This window comes from Nocardia sp. CA-084685 (genome assembly GCF_050955785.1).
Classification (GTDB): Bacteria; Actinomycetota; Actinomycetes; order Mycobacteriales; family Mycobacteriaceae; genus Nocardia.
The window spans coordinates 4,685,577-4,703,532 of the sequence record NZ_CP192094.1 but is presented as its reverse complement, the minus strand read 5'-3'; the positions used below and the strand labels follow the sequence as shown (position 1 = coordinate 4,703,532).

14 protein-coding genes and 2 pseudogenes are annotated in these 17,956 nt (G+C 66.2%); 8 read left to right on the top strand and 8 right to left on the bottom strand.

Annotated elements, in window-relative coordinates; translation table 11 throughout:
• Positions 1-102 precede the first annotated feature (102 nt).
• The gene (locus ACQP2U_RS21335) at positions 103-1,494 is read left to right on the top strand and encodes an amidase (RefSeq protein ID WP_433716277.1); all 1,392 of its coding nucleotides are present in this window, start codon (positions 103-105) and stop codon (positions 1,492-1,494) included.
• Between the two features lies 1 nt (position 1,495).
• On the opposite strand, the gene ACQP2U_RS21330 is transcribed toward ACQP2U_RS21335, so the two are convergent.
• The 4 genes from ACQP2U_RS21330 to ACQP2U_RS21315 all read right to left on the bottom strand — a co-directional run bounded on the left by ACQP2U_RS21330 (position 1,496) and on the right by ACQP2U_RS21315 (position 5,036).
• Positions 1,496-2,089: a DUF402 domain-containing protein gene (locus ACQP2U_RS21330; protein ID WP_433716276.1), complete on the bottom strand. Its 594-nt coding sequence runs from the start codon at positions 2,087-2,089 to the stop codon at positions 1,496-1,498.
• 233 nt (positions 2,090-2,322) lie between these two features.
• Positions 2,323-3,531 carry a site-specific integrase gene (locus tag ACQP2U_RS21325; RefSeq protein ID WP_433716275.1) on the bottom strand — a complete coding sequence of 403 codons (1,209 nt, stop codon included), beginning with the start codon at positions 3,529-3,531 and terminating at the stop codon, positions 2,323-2,325.
• 84 nt (positions 3,532-3,615) lie between these two features.
• Positions 3,616-4,392, bottom strand: a complete 777-nt coding sequence (locus ACQP2U_RS21320; RefSeq protein ID WP_433716274.1) for an ABC transporter permease — start codon at positions 4,390-4,392, stop codon at positions 3,616-3,618.
• Positions 4,389-5,036, bottom strand: a complete 648-nt coding sequence (locus tag ACQP2U_RS21315; RefSeq protein WP_433716273.1) for an ABC transporter ATP-binding protein — start codon at positions 5,034-5,036, stop codon at positions 4,389-4,391. Before ACQP2U_RS21315 ends, ACQP2U_RS21320 begins: the two co-directional genes overlap by 4 nt.
• Before the next feature lie 86 nt (positions 5,037-5,122).
• Here ACQP2U_RS21315 and sigJ point away from each other — a divergent pair, with 86 nt between their 5' ends.
• Positions 5,123-6,067 (top strand): RNA polymerase sigma factor SigJ, encoded by a 945-nt coding sequence (gene sigJ, locus ACQP2U_RS21310; protein ID WP_433716272.1) that lies wholly within the window; start codon positions 5,123-5,125, stop codon positions 6,065-6,067.
• Between the two features lie 81 nt (positions 6,068-6,148).
• Positions 6,149-7,333 carry an NAD(P)/FAD-dependent oxidoreductase gene (locus ACQP2U_RS21305; protein ID WP_433716271.1) on the top strand — a complete coding sequence of 395 codons (1,185 nt, stop codon included), beginning with the start codon at positions 6,149-6,151 and terminating at the stop codon, positions 7,331-7,333.
• 498 nt (positions 7,334-7,831) lie between these two features.
• On the opposite strand, the gene ACQP2U_RS21300 is transcribed toward ACQP2U_RS21305, so the two are convergent.
• A complete protein-coding gene (locus ACQP2U_RS21300; protein WP_433716270.1) occupies positions 7,832-8,743 on the bottom strand; it encodes a helix-turn-helix transcriptional regulator in 912 nt (303 codons plus the stop codon).
• A gap of 159 nt (positions 8,744-8,902) precedes the next feature.
• Between ACQP2U_RS21300 and ACQP2U_RS21295 the strand changes: the two genes are divergently transcribed.
• From ACQP2U_RS21295 to ACQP2U_RS21275, 5 genes and pseudogenes are all read left to right on the top strand, one after another.
• On the top strand, positions 8,903-9,496 hold the full coding sequence (locus ACQP2U_RS21295) for a short chain dehydrogenase (RefSeq protein ID WP_433716269.1): 594 nt from the start codon (positions 8,903-8,905) through the stop codon (positions 9,494-9,496).
• A 786-nt stretch (positions 9,497-10,282) separates the two neighbouring features.
• A complete protein-coding gene (locus ACQP2U_RS21290) occupies positions 10,283-11,233 on the top strand; it encodes a hypothetical protein (RefSeq protein WP_433716268.1) in 951 nt (316 codons plus the stop codon).
• 277 nt (positions 11,234-11,510) lie between these two features.
• Positions 11,511-12,953, top strand: a pseudogene (locus tag ACQP2U_RS21285) (MFS transporter); the annotation flags it as partial.
• The gene (locus ACQP2U_RS21280; RefSeq protein WP_433716543.1) at positions 12,939-13,856 is read left to right on the top strand and encodes an MSCRAMM family protein; all 918 of its coding nucleotides are present in this window, start codon (positions 12,939-12,941) and stop codon (positions 13,854-13,856) included. The pseudogene ACQP2U_RS21285 and the gene ACQP2U_RS21280, both read left to right, overlap by 15 nt.
• Before the next feature lie 83 nt (positions 13,857-13,939).
• Positions 13,940-14,734 (top strand): YceI family protein, encoded by a 795-nt coding sequence (locus ACQP2U_RS21275; protein ID WP_433716267.1) that lies wholly within the window; start codon positions 13,940-13,942, stop codon positions 14,732-14,734.
• An 81-nt stretch (positions 14,735-14,815) separates the two neighbouring features.
• Here ACQP2U_RS21275 and ACQP2U_RS21270 read toward each other — a convergent pair.
• The 3 genes and pseudogenes from ACQP2U_RS21270 to ACQP2U_RS21260 form a co-directional block, all read right to left on the bottom strand.
• Positions 14,816-15,100: pseudogene (locus tag ACQP2U_RS21270) on the bottom strand (RNA polymerase subunit sigma-24); the annotation flags it as partial.
• 286 nt (positions 15,101-15,386) lie between these two features.
• Positions 15,387-16,634: an MFS transporter gene (locus tag ACQP2U_RS21265; protein ID WP_433716266.1), complete on the bottom strand. Its 1,248-nt coding sequence runs from the start codon at positions 16,632-16,634 to the stop codon at positions 15,387-15,389.
• Positions 16,627-17,874, bottom strand: coding sequence for an FxsB family cyclophane-forming radical SAM/SPASM peptide maturase (locus ACQP2U_RS21260; protein WP_433716265.1), 1,248 nt, complete (start codon positions 17,872-17,874; stop codon positions 16,627-16,629). Before ACQP2U_RS21260 ends, ACQP2U_RS21265 begins: the two co-directional genes overlap by 8 nt.
• Between the last annotated feature and the right edge of the window lie 82 nt (positions 17,875-17,956).

The window sequence follows — 17,956 nt, the reverse complement described above, 5'->3', positions numbered from 1 at the left end:
ACCCGCCTTGCCGGTGGCGTCCGACGCCGTCGGCGGCCTCCGTCGACAGGACGCTTGTCCAAAACGGTGCGTGGTCGCTATCGCAGCGCGCAGAATTCCGATATGCGGTTCCATGCCTTCAGCGACGACGTGCTCGCCGACCACGATGCGGTGACGATTGCGAAACTGGTGCGTCGAGGGGAGATCGGCGCGGCCGAGGTCGCCGAGGCGGCGCGGGCGCGGGCCGCGCAGGTCGATCCCACATTGCGCGCCCTGGTGGTTTCGGCGGAATCCGCGCTGTCGGCGGGTGATCCGGATGCGCCGCTGTTCGGTGTGCCGACATATGTCAAGGACAACACCGATGTGCGGGGGCTGCCGACAAATCACGGCACCGCGGCGTTCACTGGTCGGCCCGTCGCCGAGGACGGGCCGTATGCGAAACAGTTTCTGAGCACCGGGATGTCGGTGCTGGGCAAGAGTCGATTACCGGAGTTCGGGTTGAACGCGAGTACCGAATTCGCCGCGGCCGAACCGACGCGCAATCCGTGGCATACCGACTATTCGCCAGGTGCGTCATCGGGTGGTGCGGCCGCGCTGGTTGCCGCGGGTGTGGTGCCGATAGCGCACGGCAATGACGGCGGCGGATCGATTCGGATTCCGGCCGCGTGCTGCGGTCTGGTCGGGTTGAAGCCGAGCCGAGGGCGGCATATCGATGGTCCGCAGGCGCGCTCGATGCCGATCAATCTGGTCTCCGAAGGTGTGCTGACCCGCTCGGTGCGCGATACCGCGACGTATTTCGCTGCGGCCGAACGGCATTGGCGCAATCCGAAGTTGCCGCCGGTCGGTCTGGTGCAGGGACCGGCGCGGCGGCGGTTGCGGATCGGGGTGATCGCCGAGTCCATCACCGGTACCCGAACCTGCCCGCAGACCCGCGCTGTGCTCGACGACACCGTCGCGCTGCTGGAGAAGATGGGACATGAGGTAGTTCCGATCACCTTGCCGGTTTCGCAACGCTTTGTCGACGACTTCATCACCTACTGGGGACTTTTGGCATTCCTGATCGAGGCGGGCGGGAAACTCGCGATCGATCCGCGGTTCCGGCCGGGCGATCTGGATGCGTTCACCCACGGACTCGCAGCGCTGTATCGCAAGTCCATCGCCCGCACACCGGCCATCCTCTATCGCCTGTCGCAAGTGCGTCGCGCCTACGCGGGCATGTTCGGCGACCACGAACTGATCCTCTCGCCGGTTCTGGTTCACACCACTCCGCGACTCGGCCATCTGAGCCCGACCGTCCCCTTCGACGAGCTCTTCGCACGCTTGATCTCCTGGGTCGCCTTCACGCCGTTGAACAATGTCGCAGGCACGCCCGCGATCTCGCTTCCCATGGGTGCTTGCAGCGACGGCCTCCCGGTCGGCATGCAATTCTCCGCCGCGCACGGCGACGAACGCACCCTCCTCGAAATCGCCTTCGCCCTCGAATCCGAACGCCCCTGGCGACGCATCCAGGACTGACCTACCCCGGAATCGTGCGCCAATCCTCGGCGAAGGGTCCAGCACGACGCGCAACCAGGTCCAGTGCCTCTTCGCACGCGCCCTCGATCGCGTGCTGCCAGTGCTCGGGCACCAGCCCGAGCCGAATGGCGAGTGCGTATTCGTCCTCATCCTTCCAGCGGTAGCTCAGATCCGGTTCGACAATGAGATCCAGGTGCAGGTCGCTGGTGTCGACACCGTCGGTGGTCCGGGTGAACGGCAACTGGAAATTGACGTACCACCACAGGAATTCGCCGTGTTCATCCCACGTCGGGACAATCGCGAAATAGCGTTTCGCGTACATGATCGCCACCCGCGTGGTCCGCTGCCACACCCACCTGCCCATCTCCCACTCCCGCCGCGCGTACGACTCCAACAACCGCCCCCGCGCCGCCCGATCGCGTTCCAGCATGGACCTGATCCACAACTGCGGCCCCGCTCCCTCGGTCCCCGGCGTCAACAACACCCGCAACTCGTCCCCGTGATCGGCCACCACCCGCTGCGGCCACTCGGTGAACGGCCGCCCAAAGATCATGTCCCGCACCAGAATCGTCCGACCCACAGCGAAAGGCGTCACCGTACCAGCCTAGTCGTCGCCATGGTGATCGAGTCGGTATCGGTGGCGGTGAGGAACCGAGCTGGTGCGCTCGTGGGTGAGGACCAACCGCCCGCCGCTCGACGACCTGCCGAACCTCGCTGATATTCGACGGGTTCGGCAGCGTCCGCGTGATCGGCGCTATCTTCGCCTTCACGCTCGTCAGCGAATGACATTCCTGATGCGCATCCCATCGTCGCGTCCCGCGACCAGCATCAGAGGCCGAGTTTGGTGACGGCGTTGTCTTCCAGCGGGTTCGCGGTGCGAATGTAGTTGTGCACGGTGCGCGGGTTGGACCAGCGGCCCTGGCGCATGATTTCGCGGTCGCTGGCCCCGCCGAGGGCGGCTTGGGTGGCGAATCCGGCGCGCAGGGAGTGTCCGGAGAAGAGGTCCGGATCGAGTCCGGCGCGTGCGGCATAGCGTTTGACGAGTTCGGCGATGGCGCGACCGGACATGGCCTCGGTGCCGATGGCGCCGTGGCGGGTGATGGTGGGAAACAGTGGGAGGGCGTCGTTCTCGGCGAGTGCAGTTCCCTGGAAGCCGTGGCAGCGGTGGATGTCCGGAGACGACGACGCTGCGTTGGCGAGCCAGGCACGCACATCACCGCGGGCGCGGTGAGCCTCGAGCAACTGGATCCAATCGGCGAAGGCGCACACCGGGCAGGTGTGCGGGCGGTGGCCGCGGGGCAGTGCGACGCGCTGTTCGGCGATGCCGGTGGGGTCGGTTTTGGTGGTCGGAAGTTGCACGAGCAGCAGCGGTTCACCGGTGCCGTGGTCGAGATCGACTCGCACATCGGTGATCCGCAATCCGGCAAGTTCGCTGCGGCGCAACGCGCCCGCGAATCCGACGAGCAATGCCAGCGCGTCGCGGCGGCGTGCGGGCTCGGTCGGCCATTGCGGCTCCGGCAGTCCGGCGAGCAGTTGTTCGAGGGTGTGCAACAGTACGGGGCGTTTACGTTTGGGCTGCGTGCGACGGGTCCGGCGGATACCGCGCAAGGTCAGTCGAACGACATCCGACCGTGTGGGCGAGGGTAATCCGTTGGCTGCGTGCACCGCCGCGATGGCCGCCGCTTTGCGTTCGAGGGTGGCCGCACTGAACGCCCACCGCTGCGAACCGTCGTCACTGTGACGCGACGCATCCGCTGCCGCGGCCAGATACACCGCGACATCGAGCGGATCCGCGGGCAGCGCCTGTCGCGCCTCGGTCGCACACCATCCCGCCCACGCGATCCAATCGGTTCGATACGCCCGCAACGTATTCGCCGACTGCGACGCCTCCAGATACCGCCGCAGCGCCCCGGCCTGATCATCATCGAACCGCTCCCGCACCAACCGCAGCGCCGCGGCATCGACCAGCACACTGCGCACCCCGCGCCGCAACTCGGTGCGTACCGATTCCGGTACCGCGACCACCGCATCGCCCACCCGCTCGCTCCCATTCACCCGGCCCGGCTCTCGACGATCAAGACTATGCGTTCTCCGGGGATTTGTGAGCGGCCGCGACGCGCGTCAGTCGGGCAGTGGCACCAGCCGCTGGGCGTCGTCGAACAGGTAGGACTCCGCGACACGCGCCGCGGTGAGCGCGGCAAGGGCGGTGGCCGCGAGCAACATGTACATGACCACGATCTGGTAGCGAATGGCGGTAAGGGGATCGACACCGGCGAGGATGAGGCCGGTCATGGCGCCGGGCAGACTGATCAGCCCGACGACCTTCGTCGCGTCGATCGTCGGAATCAGTGCGGTGCGCAGTGCCGACCTGCGATGCGGCAGGAACGCCTCGCGCGCCGAAAGTCCCAGGCACAGGCGGGCTTCGATGGCGGGACGCGCATGGCGGGTATCCTCGTGCAGTCGACGCAGCGCGATACCGGTGGCCTGCATGGCGCCGGAGACGATCATGCCGCCAACTGGGACAACCACCCGGGCCTGGGTGGAGATCACACCGAGCACAATGAGCGCGCCGAGAGTGATGGCGGATCCGGTGCCGACTCCGATGGTCGCGGCCCGGCGTGCCCGCGGTACACCTTCGCCACGTCGACCGGCCACCTGTCCGGCGATCAGCACCATGAGAACAACCCAGGCCAGCGCGCCCGGTAATCCGGTGTGCCGGAACAGGATCAGCAGAACAGCGCCGACCGCGACCAACTGGGCCACGGCACGGGTGGCGGCGATGAGCAGCTCGCGGGTCAGATGCAGTCGCTGACGGTAGGCGATCGCGGCGGCGAGTGCGACGAGCACCAGCGAGGTCGCCACACCCGGCCAGCCGGGTACGGAAAGCTGTTCTGTCACTGTGGTTTCCGTTCGTCACCGGGGGACAGGCGCCCGTGTCGCAGTGTCCAGCTGTCGTCGGCGACTTCGGTGACGAATGCGGTGTCGTGGCTGACCAGGATGACACCGCCGCCGCAGGCGGTGTGCTCGCGAATGAGAGTCGCGACCGCGGCGGCGGATTCGGTGTCGAGGGCGGAGGTCGGTTCGTCGAGCAACAGCACCTCGGGTTCGACGGCCAGCGCCCGCGCCAGGCACACCCGCTGCGCTTGACCGCCGGACAGTTCGAGGCAGCGCCGATCACGGAAGTCGGGTAAGCCGACCCGGGCGAGTAGTGCATCGATGCGATCGGATGTGAGATCGGTACGGCCGACCCGGATCTCATCGGCGACGGTATCGGTCAGCAGCGTCGGTCGCTGTGGCACCAATCCGATGCGGCGGCGCAGCTGCGGTGCTGGGAACTGGGTGATCGGGGTGTCATCGAGCAGGATTCGGCCGCGATTGGGTTCGTCGAGCCGGTTGAGCAGCCGCAGCAGGGTGGTCTTGCCGGTGCCGCTGGGCCCGACCACCGCCGTGCACCGACCTTCCGGAAACGTCACGGAGATATCGGTGAGTATCGACGTTTCGCCGTGGCTCACGCTGACCCGATCCAGACTGATGTTCGGCACCGTCCCACCATTCCCTATCTGCGTGAGCGTTTCCTGACCGGGCCGGAAACTGGACGTCTGCCGCGTACATGCCCGACCATGGGCGGATGTCGCTCAGCACGTACGAAGTCGATCTGTTCGAGAGCAGCAGGGGCCGTCTGGAGGCGATCGCCTATCGACTGCTCGGATCGGCCGGTGACGCCGAGGACGCGGTCCAGGAGGCGTTTCTGCGGTGGCAGGGCGCCGACCGGGACCATATCGAGACGCCCGAGGCGTGGCTGACCAAGGTGCTCACCAACCTGTGCCTCAATCAGCTCACCTCGGCGCGGGCCAGGCGGGAGACCTATGTCGGCCAATGGTTGCCCGAACCCGTCTTGGCCGGGGACCGGATGCTCGGCCCGGCCGATACCGTCGAGCAGCGTGAATCGATATCGATCGCGATGCTCACGCTGATGGAGCGGCTCGCGCCCAAAGAGCGCGTGGTGTACGTGCTGCGGGAGGCCTTCGGATACGCGCACAACGAGATTGCCGAGATGCTCGACATCACCGAGTCGAACTGCCAGCAGATCTATCGGCGGGCCAAACAGCATCTGGCCACCGACCGGGTGCGCGTGCAGGTCGACGAGACCGCCGCCCGCAAGATCGTCGAGGAGTTCCTCGCCGCGGCGGTCAGCGGTCGAACCGAGACACTGATCGGCCTGCTGACCGATGACGCCATCAGCATCGGCGACGGCGGCGCCTTCTTCCCGACCCTCAACCGGCCGCTCATCGGTGCGCTGCGCGTCGTACGGTTCCTGCGTCTGGCCATCAAACCGACCGACGGCAAGCGGAACATGCTGGGCGGCAGCCCCGCCATATTTTCTGCGGTCGCCAATGGCGGCCCCGCGCTGGTGGTGGTGGTCGGTGACCGGGTCGTCGGCATCGTGTGCCTCGAGGTGACCTCCGACGGCATCGCAGCCATCCACGCCCAGGTCAATCCCGAAAAGCTCGAGCGCGCCAACCGCGGGTGGGCGAGTTCGGAACACGGAGCACCCGTCATCGAATCCTGGTGACCCACATCACAGTCCATTCCTGTCAGCATTCGCGGCGCTGTCCGGTTCAGGAAGCGAACCCATCCAGACAGGAGCAAGACCATGAAGCACCGCATCGTCGTCCTCGGAGCCGGATACGCCGGAGCCATCACCGCCGGACGCCTCGCCAAGCGGCTGCACCGCGACGACGTCGAGATCACCCTGGTCAACGCCGACCCCGAATTCGTCGAACGGGTGCGCATGCACCAGCTCGCCAGCGGGCAGGATCTGCCCGTTCGTCCACTCCGCGAGGTATTCGCGGGCACCGGTGTGCAGGTCCGGATCGCGCGGGTCACCGCGGTCGATGTGGACCACAAGAGCGTCGAGCTCAGCGGCGAGGTCGAGACTCTCGGCTACGACACCCTCGTCTACGCCCTCGGCAGCACCGCCGCCGATTACGGCATCCCTGGCGTGGCCGAGTACGCCTACAACGTCGCCGGGAAGCAGGCCGCGCTGCGGCTGCGGGCGCGCCTGAACGAATTGGGACCGGGTCAGACCGTGCTGATCGTGGGCGGCGGTCTGACCAGCATCGAAGTGGCCGCCGAGATCGCTGAGGCCCGTCCGGACCTCGCGGTCGCGATCGCCGCGCGCGGCGGTGTCGGCGATTGGCTGGAGGAGAAGGCGCAGCGCCACCTGCGCGCAGCTTTCGAGCGGTTCGGCATCACCGTCTGCGAACACACCGACGTCACCCATGTCACGGCGAACGGCGTGGTCACCGGTGCGGGCGCACAGATCCCGGCCCAAATGACCATCTGGACAGCCGGTTTCACGGTGCACCCGATCGCGGCCGCGACCACACTGGCGGTGTCGGATTCCGGGCGGATCGTCGTCGACGCCACTCTCCGCTCGGTCTCGCACCCCGATGTGTACGCCGTCGGCGACGCCGCGTACGCCGAAGGGGTTGGTGGCAAACCACTGCGGATGGGTTGCGCCACTGCGACCCCGATGGCGTGGCAGGGTGCCGATGCCATCGCCGCTCGCTTGACCGGCCGCAAGGTTCCCGACGCCCCGATCGGTTACGCCAGCCAGTGCATCAGCCTCGGGCGTCGCGATGGCATCGTGCAGAAGGTGACCCCCGACGATCAGCCCACGTCCACGGTGATCACGGGGCGTACGGGCGCTCGCATCAAGGAGCTCATCTGCGCGTCCACGGCGTGGAGCGTCGCGCACCCGACCATGATGCTGCCGAGCCGTCGCCGCCACCTCGTGGCAACCGGCGCCGCGGAGCACCAGTTCGTCACCCGGTGACGCGGCCACCTGAAAGCAGGCCCAGCCCGAAGCCACCGATCCGCACGACCACGGACCGGTGGCCTCGGTTGGCGGAGCGAATATTGTTGCGGTAGGACTTCATTCGTGCGGTAGCCGAGCGTCTGCAACAGTCAGGAATCACCCGGTCGACGAGCGCCGGAATCCCTGCGCCGCCTTTCAACGCTCAACTGCACCGGCGGCCACGAACACGCTCGAGCTCCGCAGTCTGCCTCATCGCCCTTGATCACATTGGCTCGAAGACACCGATCCTTTCCCGTACCGCAGCCAGAACGGCGGTGACTACGAAATTCCCGCGGCGCGACTGCGTAAGGGACTGGAAACGGCGGGCCACAGCGGTTTCGGCCTTGCACATCCACGCCTGAGCGGGTGGTGCCGGAGGACCCCTTGTGGATGAAGATCCGTTCGCGTGGCACAGCGCGGCCGATCGGCTTACGGAACAGTGCAGCCCCCGTAGGGCGAGGGGCCCAGTGGATTGGTTCAGCCGCGTCGGGCAGGAATGCGGTCCGCCGGGATATCCGATGGCCTGCCGATCGGCGTAGTGGTGGCGGTCAGATCGGAAAGGATTCGTAGGGCGGCTTCGGAGGGTGAGTCTGGTTCGGCATTGAACACGGCCACACGTTGCCCCTTGTCGTTCGGGAGGGTCATGAACTCGGTCATGAGCGCGATGGTGCCTACGGTGGGATGGTGGTAGGTGCGGGTGGGGCCACCGCAGTCACCCACCGTGTGCGCGGCCCACAGTTTCGCGAACTCGGGGCTTCCGAGTGATAGTTCGCCGATCAGGTTGCTCAGAGCGGGGGCGTCGGGGTGCTGTCCGGCGATCAGTCGCAGGTCGGCGACGGTGGACCGGGTCTTGCGGGGCCAGTCGTCATAGAGTTCACGCGTGTGGGGGTCGAGGAACACCATGCGGGCGATGTTGGGGCGGTCGCCGGGGCGGTTCGGCGCGTCGAAGTCGAGGTGACCAGCCAGCAGAGCGTGTGCCATCGGGTTCCACGCTAGGACATCGACGAAGCGCCCCATGACCAGGGCGGGCACGTCCCCGAACGACTCGATCATGAGCCTTACCCCCGGCCGCACCTGCTCGGGCTCGAGGGTCCGGCGGCGGGTCTTCGGCTTCGGCCGGGCCAGGGAGTACAGGTGAGCACGCTCGGCCTCGTCCAAACCCAGGACGCGGGCGACGGCGTCGAGAACGGCGTCCGAGGCATTGGGGCTTTGCCCCTGTTCGAGACGGGTGTAGTAGCCGGCGCTCACCCCGGCGAGCTGAGCAAGCTCCTCTCGGCGCAGGCCAGGCACCCGGCGGCGTCCGCCGTAGGTAGGAAGCCCGGCGTCGTCCGGCTGGAGCCGTGCCCGCCGCGACCGCAGGAACTCGCCCAGCTCCGTGTGTGCGCTCATGCGTACCAGTGTCGCGGATCTGCAGCCGTCGAGCCTGCACCTGCCAGGTGTAGTCACCGCAGGTGTACATCCGGCAAGGGGCTGGGTCCGGCATGTCAATCGTTGCAGGCTGGTTTCTGGCAGACCAGCCACGATCCGGACCAGATGAAAGGACACGCGATGAAGATTCTTGTGATCGGTGCGACGGGGACCATCGGCAGCGCCGTCGCCGACGGCTTGGCGGCGCGCCATGAGGTAGTGCGTGCGTCACGCCGTGGACCGGTGCGGGTGGACATGGCAGATGCCGCGACGATCGACGCCCTGTTCGCGGAGGTCGGGGACGTGGACGCGGTGGTGTGCTGTGCTGCGAGCGGGGGTCTGACACCGCTGAATGCCTTGTCGGACACGGAATTCTGGAGCGGTCTCGACGGAAAACTCCTCGGTCAGGTGAGCCTGGTCCGGCGAGCGCTCGCTCACGTCCGCGACGGTGGATCGGTGACGCTCACCAGTGGTCGGTTCGCCGAGCCCGTCCTGGGGAGCTCACTCGGCTATCTGGTCAACGCGGGCCTGGAGGCGTTCGTGCATGCCGCGGCGACCGAGATGCCGCGTGGCGTTCGCCTGAATACCGTCAGCCCCGGCTGGGTGCGCGAAACCCTCCTCAGCCTGGGCATGGATCCGGCTGAGGGGACCCCGGTTGCCGATGTCGCCCAGGTCTATATGGACGCCGTGGAAAGTGCCTCCCACGGCCGTACGCTCTCTGTGAGCATGCCGTGAGCGGCGCTTGCCTTCGACGCTGCGGCCCGCTATCAGCCTGGCCACCCCGACCTCGCGACAGGTGATTACGCGAGCCCATCGGTGCGCGCTTCCAGGTCAGAAGAGCCAACCTCATCGGCGGCCAAGCCAACCACCAGCCGAGCACACCCGCAGCCCGAACCGACACACGACATCGTTGCTGGTCAAGCCATTGTCGTTGTTTTACGTGCGATTACTACCGGAACCCCTCGTACCGACATCGTCACGGATCAGGGTCCACGGCCAGATCAACTCCTGAGGTGATCACTCCTGGCCGCGCCGAAACCGCTAGCCCGCCCAGCGGTTACCCGCGCGTGCTGCTTTGCGGCACGGGGTCCAGAACTGTGGCCGATGCTGTCCGAATCATTGGGTACCCAGTTTTTCACCGGTTCCGTTGGTGTTTCGTTTCGTATGCACAAACCAAACGAAAACGGAACTAGCGCAGACGGATTGCGAGGGCCCAAGTAATCCTGACCCCCGATAAGGTTCACTTATCGGGGGTGAGGATTGGCAGGTTTGCGGGCCGAAGGTGTTGGGACGACACAGATTCGTTTCGTATGAATACGTTGGATTCGACGAAACAAACGCTACGATTCTCTGGTGTCCAACGTTTGCAACTACCCCGGATGTGCTCGACCGATTACGCGCGGGGGCGGGCCGGGGCGGCCCTCGGAATACTGTGATCATCCGGAGCACACTCGGTGGCGCGCCTGGCGGGAACGGCAACGGCAACAACAGGAGTCGCAGACACCGGCGGCTGCTGTCACTGTGACGCAACAGGGGCCGGTGACGGTGGCTCGCCTGCGCGCGGATGAGCTGCTCACGCAATTCCGTGGACTGGCCGATCAATTGGGGAACACACTGAGTGCCGCGGTGGCCGAGCTGTCCACGCTGGCCGATCCGGCGATCGCCGAAGCGCAGGTGCAGGCCGTGCAGGCGGACGCGGCACGACGCATCGCGGAGGCGGAGGTCGCCACGGTGGCCGCCGACCAGGCGCGGCGCGAAGCGGAGCAGGCGCGGGCGGCCGCGGAGTCGGCCGCCGACGATGCGGCCAGTGCCGCCGAACATGCGGAATCACTGGTCGCCGAGGCGGATGCGGCGCGCTCGGATGCGCTGCGTGAGGTCGAGCGGGTGACCAAACAGGCCGCCGACGATGTTTTCGCGGCGCGCAGTGAGGCCGACGCCGAGATTCGCACCATCCGTCGCGAGGCCGCCGACGATGTGGAACGCGCCCGGCAACAGGCCACCGAGGATGTGGAACTGGCCCGACGGAAGGCGGCGACGGAAATCGAACAGATCCGGCGCGAGTCGGCCCAGCAGATCACCGCCGCCGGAGCCGAACGCGATCTAGCGGTGCAGCGCGCGGCCGATGCCGAACGCGCCATCGAACGCGCCGAACAGGCGGTGGCCGAACGCAATCAGGCCGTCGCGCAGGCGCGCGAGGAGTTGAACCGACTGCGCGCGGAATTGGATCACACGCGCAGCGAACTCGTCGAGGTGCGTCGCGCGGCAAGTGCGGAGGTCGCGACCGTGCGAGCCGAGTCGACGACCGCGCTCGAGCAGGCACGGCGCGAAGCCGCCGAACGCCTGGCCGCACTGGACGACGCCCGCGCCCAAACCCTGGCCCGCGCCGAACGCGCCGAACGTCAACTCGACCATCTGGTCGCCGAATCCCGCCGTCGCCCAGCGGGATTGGTGCCCGACGGCACGGCTGGCTAGCGAGCTCTGTGTCCGAACATGGCTCAGTGAGGTGATACGGCGTCGCTGAGTGAGTGCCTGACGCGCGGGCGGATTGTCCTCGATCCGCTCGACCGAGCCGCGCGACCAGGTTTTGTCTCGAAGTGGCGGGGCGTCCATCGAGCCCAGTGGAATGGTGGTACCCCACACTGTCCGGAACCGCCTTAGCTCGGCTCGACGCCGGATGATGGCCTCAGAGAGCAACTTCGAGACAGGTCCTAGCCCGCCGAGCTGCGCGATTGTGTATGTTACACGCGATATGTACCGTACATACGTGGCTGTTGCTGTCGATGCGTCCTCGACCGTTTCCGGTTCCGACGACCGGCGCGCTCCCGCGCCGGGCGTGCTCATCGCGACACTAGGTGGTGCCGGTGTCGTCGTCGCGCTCATGCAGACGCTGGTAATTCCGATCATTCCGTCGTTGCCCACGCTGCTGAACACTTCGGCGTCCAACGCGTCCTGGGTCGTGACGGCTACGCTGCTGGCCGGTGCGGTGTCGACTCCGATCAGTGGCCGCCTCGGTGACATGTTCGGCAAGCGGCGGATCCTGTTCGTGAATCTGCTTATGGTGATAGTCGGCTCAGCGGTCTGCGCCTGCTTCTCCACACTGGTGCCCGAGATCATCGGACGCACATTGCAGGGCGCGGCGGTCGGCGCGATCCCGCTGGGTATCAGCATCATGCGCGACGAGCTGCCGCCCGAGCGGGTTGGTTCGGCGATCGCGATCATGAGCGCGACACTCGGCGTGGGCGGCGCGATCGGCCTGCCGGTCGCGGCGGCCATCGCCCAGAACGCGGACTGGCATATGCTGTTCTGGACCTCGGCCGGGCTCGGTGTCATCTGTGCCGCAATGGTTTTCGTGTTCGTGCCGGAGTCGCCGGTACGCACGCCCGCGCGGTTCGACTTCGGCGGTGCGGTAGGACTGGTGGTGGCGCTGGTCGCGCTGCTCATCGCGATCACCAAGGGTGCGGACTGGGGTTGGGGCAGCGCGCGCATTCTGGTTCTCGCCGCGGTGGCGCTGGTGGTGTTTTTCGGCTGGAGCGCTTACGAACTGCGGCGGCCGGCGCCGCTGGTCGATGTGCGGGTCTCGGCGCGGCCCAGGGTGCTGTTCACCAATCTCGCATCCATCGCGGTCGGATTCGCGCTCTACGGCATGTCGCTGACCTTCCCGCAGTTACTGATGGCGCCGGAGCAGACCGGCTACGGCTTCGGGCTGTCCATGATCAACGCCGGATTGGCACTCGCGCCGACCGGTTTGGTGATGATGTTGCTCTCGCCGGTGTCGGCGCGGCTGTCGGCGAGCCGGGGTCCGAAGCTCACCCTGTCGCTCGGCTCCGCGGTCATCGCCATCGGCTACCTGTGCGCGGTGCTGCTGATGAACAGCGTGTGGGGGATTGTGATCGCAGGGGTGATCGTCGCCGGCGGTGTCGGTCTGGCGTATGCGGCGATGCCCTCGCTGATCATGGGCGCCGTGCCGATCACCGAGACCGCAGCGGCCAATGGACTGAACTCGCTCATGCGCGCGATCGGCACATCGGTTTCCGCCGCGGTGATCGGGGTGGTGCTGGCGCACATGACAATGTCGCTCGGCCCGCACGTTTTACCGTCTCGCGAGGGGTTCCACACCACATTCTTCATCTGCATGGCGGGAGCTTTGGTGGCAATCGTGCTGACGGTCTGCATCCCGATGGCAAAGGCGACAGCGCCGGCCTTGTCCGGGACCGAACCGGTGCTGACCGCGCCGGTAGGGCCGCCCGAGTCGGTCGAACACAATGGTGGAGGCGCCGGTCATCTCGATGCGTCACCGCCCATCGGGCAATCCTCCCGGGCCGAGTTCGACGGTGGGCTGGTGTGTGGTCGCATCCACCGCGAAGACGGCCCCCCGGTGCCGAGTGCCGCATTGACGCTGATCGACCCACGTGGCCATCAAGTCGCGCGGGCAACCGGCGACGCCGACGGCAGCTATGCGCTCAGCGCACCGCAAGCAGGACACTATGTGCTGATCGTATCGGCGACAGGGCACCAGCCCGCGGCCGTCAACGTGGCAGTCGGCCAGCGCCCGCAGCAGTTGGACCTCAGCCTTATGGGCTCCTGCGAACTGTCGGGCGTGGTGCGCACGGCTGGACACGGTGAGCCGCTGCCCGGTGCGACCATCACACTGACCGACCTGCGTGGCGAGGTCCTCGCAACGGCCACAACAGCTGAGGACGGCACCTACATTTGCCACGGCGTGGTCTCGGGGACCTACACCGTGGTCGCGGTTGCCGAACACATGCGCCCCAGCGCGACCACGCTGACCGTCCCGGACACCGGGCTCTCCCGCCACGACATCGAATTGGCTCCGCTGGCAGCACTGACTGGATCGGCGTGGGCCGACAACCGAGCCGCGCCGGACATCCACATCAGCGTGCTCGACGAGGCGGGCGAGGTGACCGCGACGGCACGCACCGGCGAAGACGGCCGCTATATCGTGTCCGATCTGCCCGCAGGGCGCTATACCGTCGTCGCTCGCGGCTACCCTCCGGTGACCAGCCAGGTCACCGTTTCCGGCGGCGAAGCCACCCACGACGTGCGGCTCAGCTATGGGCCCGAGGACGGCTCATGAGCGGGTTGACCGTCCGCATCCGCACCGCCGAGGGACCTCGTCGGTGACGCGGGAGGCGACGCGTTCGGTTGCGACGAAACCCGGTGCCACCGAGCTGGCCGGTAGCGCATGCGGTGCTGACCGCGACGGATATGAGCGGGCGCCAGATCGCCCGCGCGATCGCCGATGAGACCGGAACAGTGGTCACCGAGCTGCTACCCCCGGGCGTTCATACCGTGGTCGTCACCGGCGCCGGATACCAGCCGCTTGCACGAACCGTCCAGATCTCCTCGGCGGGAACGGGTTTGCTCGGCGCGATCGTGCTGGCTCCAGCGGTAGACGCGATAGCACCGCCACCGGCTGGACCGTGGACCATCGACCCGGCGCACTCCACGGTGATCGTCACCGCCCGTCACCTGGGCATCGCGAGCATCAAGGCCCGATTCGCCGAAGTGAGTGGAAGCCTCGATGTCGCCGAGCCTTTCGAGCGATCTTGCGGGCACGCCGAGATCAAAGCGGCGAGCATCGATTCCGGTATCTCGATGCGCGACAACCACCTGCGTTCGTCCGAGTTCTTGGATGTCGACAGTTATCCGGTGATCACCTACACCGGCAACGGGCTACGCCGCACCGGCGGCGACACCTGGGTGATGTCCGGTGAGCTGATCTTGCACGGGCAGCGTCGCCCGATCCATCTCGAGCTGACCTACGGCGGCTGCGGAGCCGACCCGTGGGGTGGTGTGCGCGCCGCGTTTCACGCCGAAACCTTGTTGCACCGCAACGATTTCGCGATCGATTACAACGCCATGGTGCGCGCGGGGGTGGCCGCTATCGGCACCACGGTCAAGATCGACTTGGATATCGAAGTGGTGCAAGGGGCGCAGCTTCCCGCGATGTAGCTGCACCGCATCGGAATTGGTAGCACACGGGTGCTCCAGGTCAGGGCAGCCAGCGGGCGTCGTCAAGGCCGGGCACCTCGCTCAACCGTGCAGCTGTGCGTTGAGTCGTGCGGACTGTGGGGTGAAATGGTCGCGTTCGGGCACGCTGGACGCCGAGCGGGCGGCTTCGACGTAGAGCCGTACCGCGGTCACCGGGTCACCGTCACGCTCGTGTAGGTACGCCGCGACGGCGGTGTGGCGGGGCAGGGCTGGGTCGAGCTGCGCTGGGGCGGCCAGGCCGGCGCGCGGGCCGTCGGCGTGGCCGACCGCGACTGCCCGGTTGATTCGGGCGACCGGACTATCGGTGAGGCGTACCAGTTCGGTGTAGGCACGTGGGGTCCAGATCTGAGGAACCCAGCGGTGGCCTGGCCTGGGTCAGCTGAATTCAGTTGTGGCTTAGCTTGATTCGGTGGTTTCGGCTGGCATGCCGGGCCGTGTGGTGGTTGCATGGCGGGCTGTGCGTGATGAGGGTGTGGGCGGGTATGGCCGGCTCGGTGTGCTGTCGCGGGTGGAGTTGGATCGTTTTCTACTTGGACGACGAGGACCGCAAGCTGATCTGGTGGTCGGAAAGCTGGGCGACCAGCGGTTACCTCACGTCGCTGAACCTCGGCCGTCAGCGTTGTTTGCTCTGCGGATCGGAGGACGACTGCATGAGGACCGAATCGTCTTCGCTGGTGGTTGCCGTGTGGGTGCTCGCGTAGGCGGCGAGTGTGCACATCGCGGCGAGCGCTATCCACCGTGTAGGTATGATCCCGGCTGCGGCAAGTAGGTAGCCTGCAGCCAGTGCACCGAGTGCGACCGCGCCCTCACACACAAGCGTCATCGCCGCGACAGCGCGAAGGAGCGTGTGTTCGGGTATCGCCTCGACCCGGTAGATCGTCAGCGCCACATTGGTCAGCACACCTACCCCACCGATTCCGCACCAGCACGCTGCCAGTGCAAAAGGATTGGCGCTCAACGCGATCGGGACAAGCAGCACTGTCCATGCCCACAGCGATGCCCGATAGAGGAGTCGAGGAGAAATGCGTGCGGTGAGCCACGATGCCGCTGCCGCGCCGAGAATCCCGCCGACTCCTGCCGCGCCGAGTACCAGCCCGGCAGTCCATGCGGGGTATCGGTCGCGGTGCAGTTCCACCAGGATCAGCAGCAGCACGACCTGGATGACGATGTTCGACAATCCGCTGATCAACGTCGATGTTCGCAGGAAGGGTTGGGTCCACACAACGCGTACACCGTCGACGATGTTGGTACGGCTACCGGTCTCAGCGCTGGCAGGTGCGGGCACGTTCGAACGAATTACGCTCAGCGTGACCAGGCAATACAGGTACGACGCGGCGTTGGCGAGGAACGGTAGCCAGCGGGCCGTACCGTAGACCGCTGCGCCGGTGGCTCGCCCGATCAGAATTGCGATCGGTTGTTCGGCTTCGAGGAAGGAGAACGCGGTGGGATGGTGTGCGGGTAATACCACATCGCGGATCGCGCCGAGTTCGCACAGACCGCCGAAGACATAGACGCTGCCCTCGACAAACGCGGCTGCCAGGAGTATCAGCCACAGACGGGGCAGGTGTGCCGCGGCCGAAATGGCCGCGACGCCGGTCGCGGCCAACCCGATGTACTGGCACCGAATCAGCGTTTGTATACGGTGGGAACTGTCCGCGACCGCTCCGGCGGGCAGTTGAAAGATCAGCCCGGGCAGGTTCAGGGCGAACCCGATCCATCCTGCCGCCGCCGGCGAGCCGGTATCGGCGAGAACTAGCAGCGGATAGGCAATCCGGACGCCATGGAATCCCACCAGCGACGTCGCGTTACCGGACCACAGCAGAATAAAGTTCCGGTTGGTGTGCAGCCCGGAGCTATTCATCACGCTCCGTGTCCGGAAACCCGAAATCCGCACGGACAGCCGATTCGATGTGCTCGATCAACTTTTTCAGATCGGCGCAGTACACCGACGGATTGCGGAATCCGGTGTCCTCGCGATAGCGGTGGGCGTAGTGTCCACCACCGCACACGGGCTGCACCGGGCAAGACAGACAGGTGTCGCTCAACGCGGCGGCACCGATCTGGCGAGCGGCGATCGAGGGGTCCTGCAGAGCCAGATCGAGCGGATTGCCCTCGCCTGTTGTATGGAGTTCGGTCGCTCCGGCGAATGTCGACTTCAATTCGTCGACCTGTTCCAGGCTGCCGTTTGTCTCGATCACGGCGAGTCGAACCGGCGCCAGTCCTACCGTCTCCGATACCGCGGCACCGCCGAGCAGGAGGTCGATGATGTCTTCGAAGAGACGTACTCGGGTTTCCAATACCGGCGCTTTGTACCACCGATCGAATATCTTGATCAGCCAGTCGGCGTACGGTGTGGTGTTGTCATGGATACCTGATGCCGGCGGCGGTGTCACCCAATTGCCATGCGGCATAAGGAAGTCGACGGCTGGCGGATCGAACTTCGCGAGCGCCTCATAGGTCTGTACCGGGTCGTTTTCGATATCGATCGTGCACAGTAGTCCGGAGTACAGGTGACGCCAGTCGTCGGTAGTCAGCTTCGCCAATCCCTCGGCGACCCGGGAGTAGCTTCCCGAATCCCGCCGATCACGGCGGTGCCGATCGTTCGCCTTTTCGTCGCCATCAATACTGACTCCGATCTGGATGCCCCATTTATCACAAATGCGAAGGAATTCTTCATCGAGCAGTACACCATTGGTTTGCATACCAACTCGCACCTTGGTGATCGGCTCGATCAGCTCCCGTGCTCGTCGGGCGAAGTGCTCCAGCTCCCGATGTCCGGCAAGTAGCGGTTCACCGCCGTGCAATACGAGATCGACAGCGGGCAAACCGAAGATGCGAGCATGTTCAGCGATCATTCGGCATGCGTCATCGAAAACCTGTCGAGACATTGTCTTCGGCTGATTACGCCAACTCTGGTCGGCCATTTCGTAGATATAACAGTAGTCGCACGCCAAGTTGCACCGGCTATGGATCTTGATGATGAACTCCGCGAACGGCAGCGGTTTCCAGCCGCTGCGACGTAATTCGGCAATATCTAATCCAACCGCGGGCCACGGAGCTCGCTCTCGAAAAGGACTCAACGACAGCGAAACCGATCCCATTTCCAACTCCCTCGGGCTATGTGGAGCACCCGGTGGACTCGGCTCGCCGAGCCCACCGGGGGGCCGACACTTATCGCAGCCG

Excerpts from the sequence above, each read along its gene's own strand:
- ACQP2U_RS21335 (WP_433716277.1), top strand. The coding sequence starts at position 103 with ATGCGGTTCCATGCCTTCAGCGACGACGTGCTCGCCGACCACGATGCG.
- sigJ (WP_433716272.1), top strand. The coding sequence starts at position 5,123 with ATGTCGCTCAGCACGTACGAAGTCGATCTGTTCGAGAGCAGCAGGGGC.
- ACQP2U_RS21305 (WP_433716271.1), top strand. The coding sequence starts at position 6,149 with ATGAAGCACCGCATCGTCGTCCTCGGAGCCGGATACGCCGGAGCCATC.
- ACQP2U_RS21300 (WP_433716270.1), bottom strand. The coding sequence starts at position 8,743 with ATGAGCGCACACACGGAGCTGGGCGAGTTCCTGCGGTCGCGGCGGGCA.
- ACQP2U_RS21295 (WP_433716269.1), top strand. The coding sequence starts at position 8,903 with ATGAAGATTCTTGTGATCGGTGCGACGGGGACCATCGGCAGCGCCGTC.
- ACQP2U_RS21280 (WP_433716543.1), top strand. The coding sequence starts at position 12,939 with ATGGCAAAGGCGACAGCGCCGGCCTTGTCCGGGACCGAACCGGTGCTG.
- ACQP2U_RS21265 (WP_433716266.1), bottom strand. The coding sequence starts at position 16,634 with ATGAATAGCTCCGGGCTGCACACCAACCGGAACTTTATTCTGCTGTGG.
- ACQP2U_RS21260 (WP_433716265.1), bottom strand. The coding sequence starts at position 17,874 with ATGGGATCGGTTTCGCTGTCGTTGAGTCCTTTTCGAGAGCGAGCTCCG.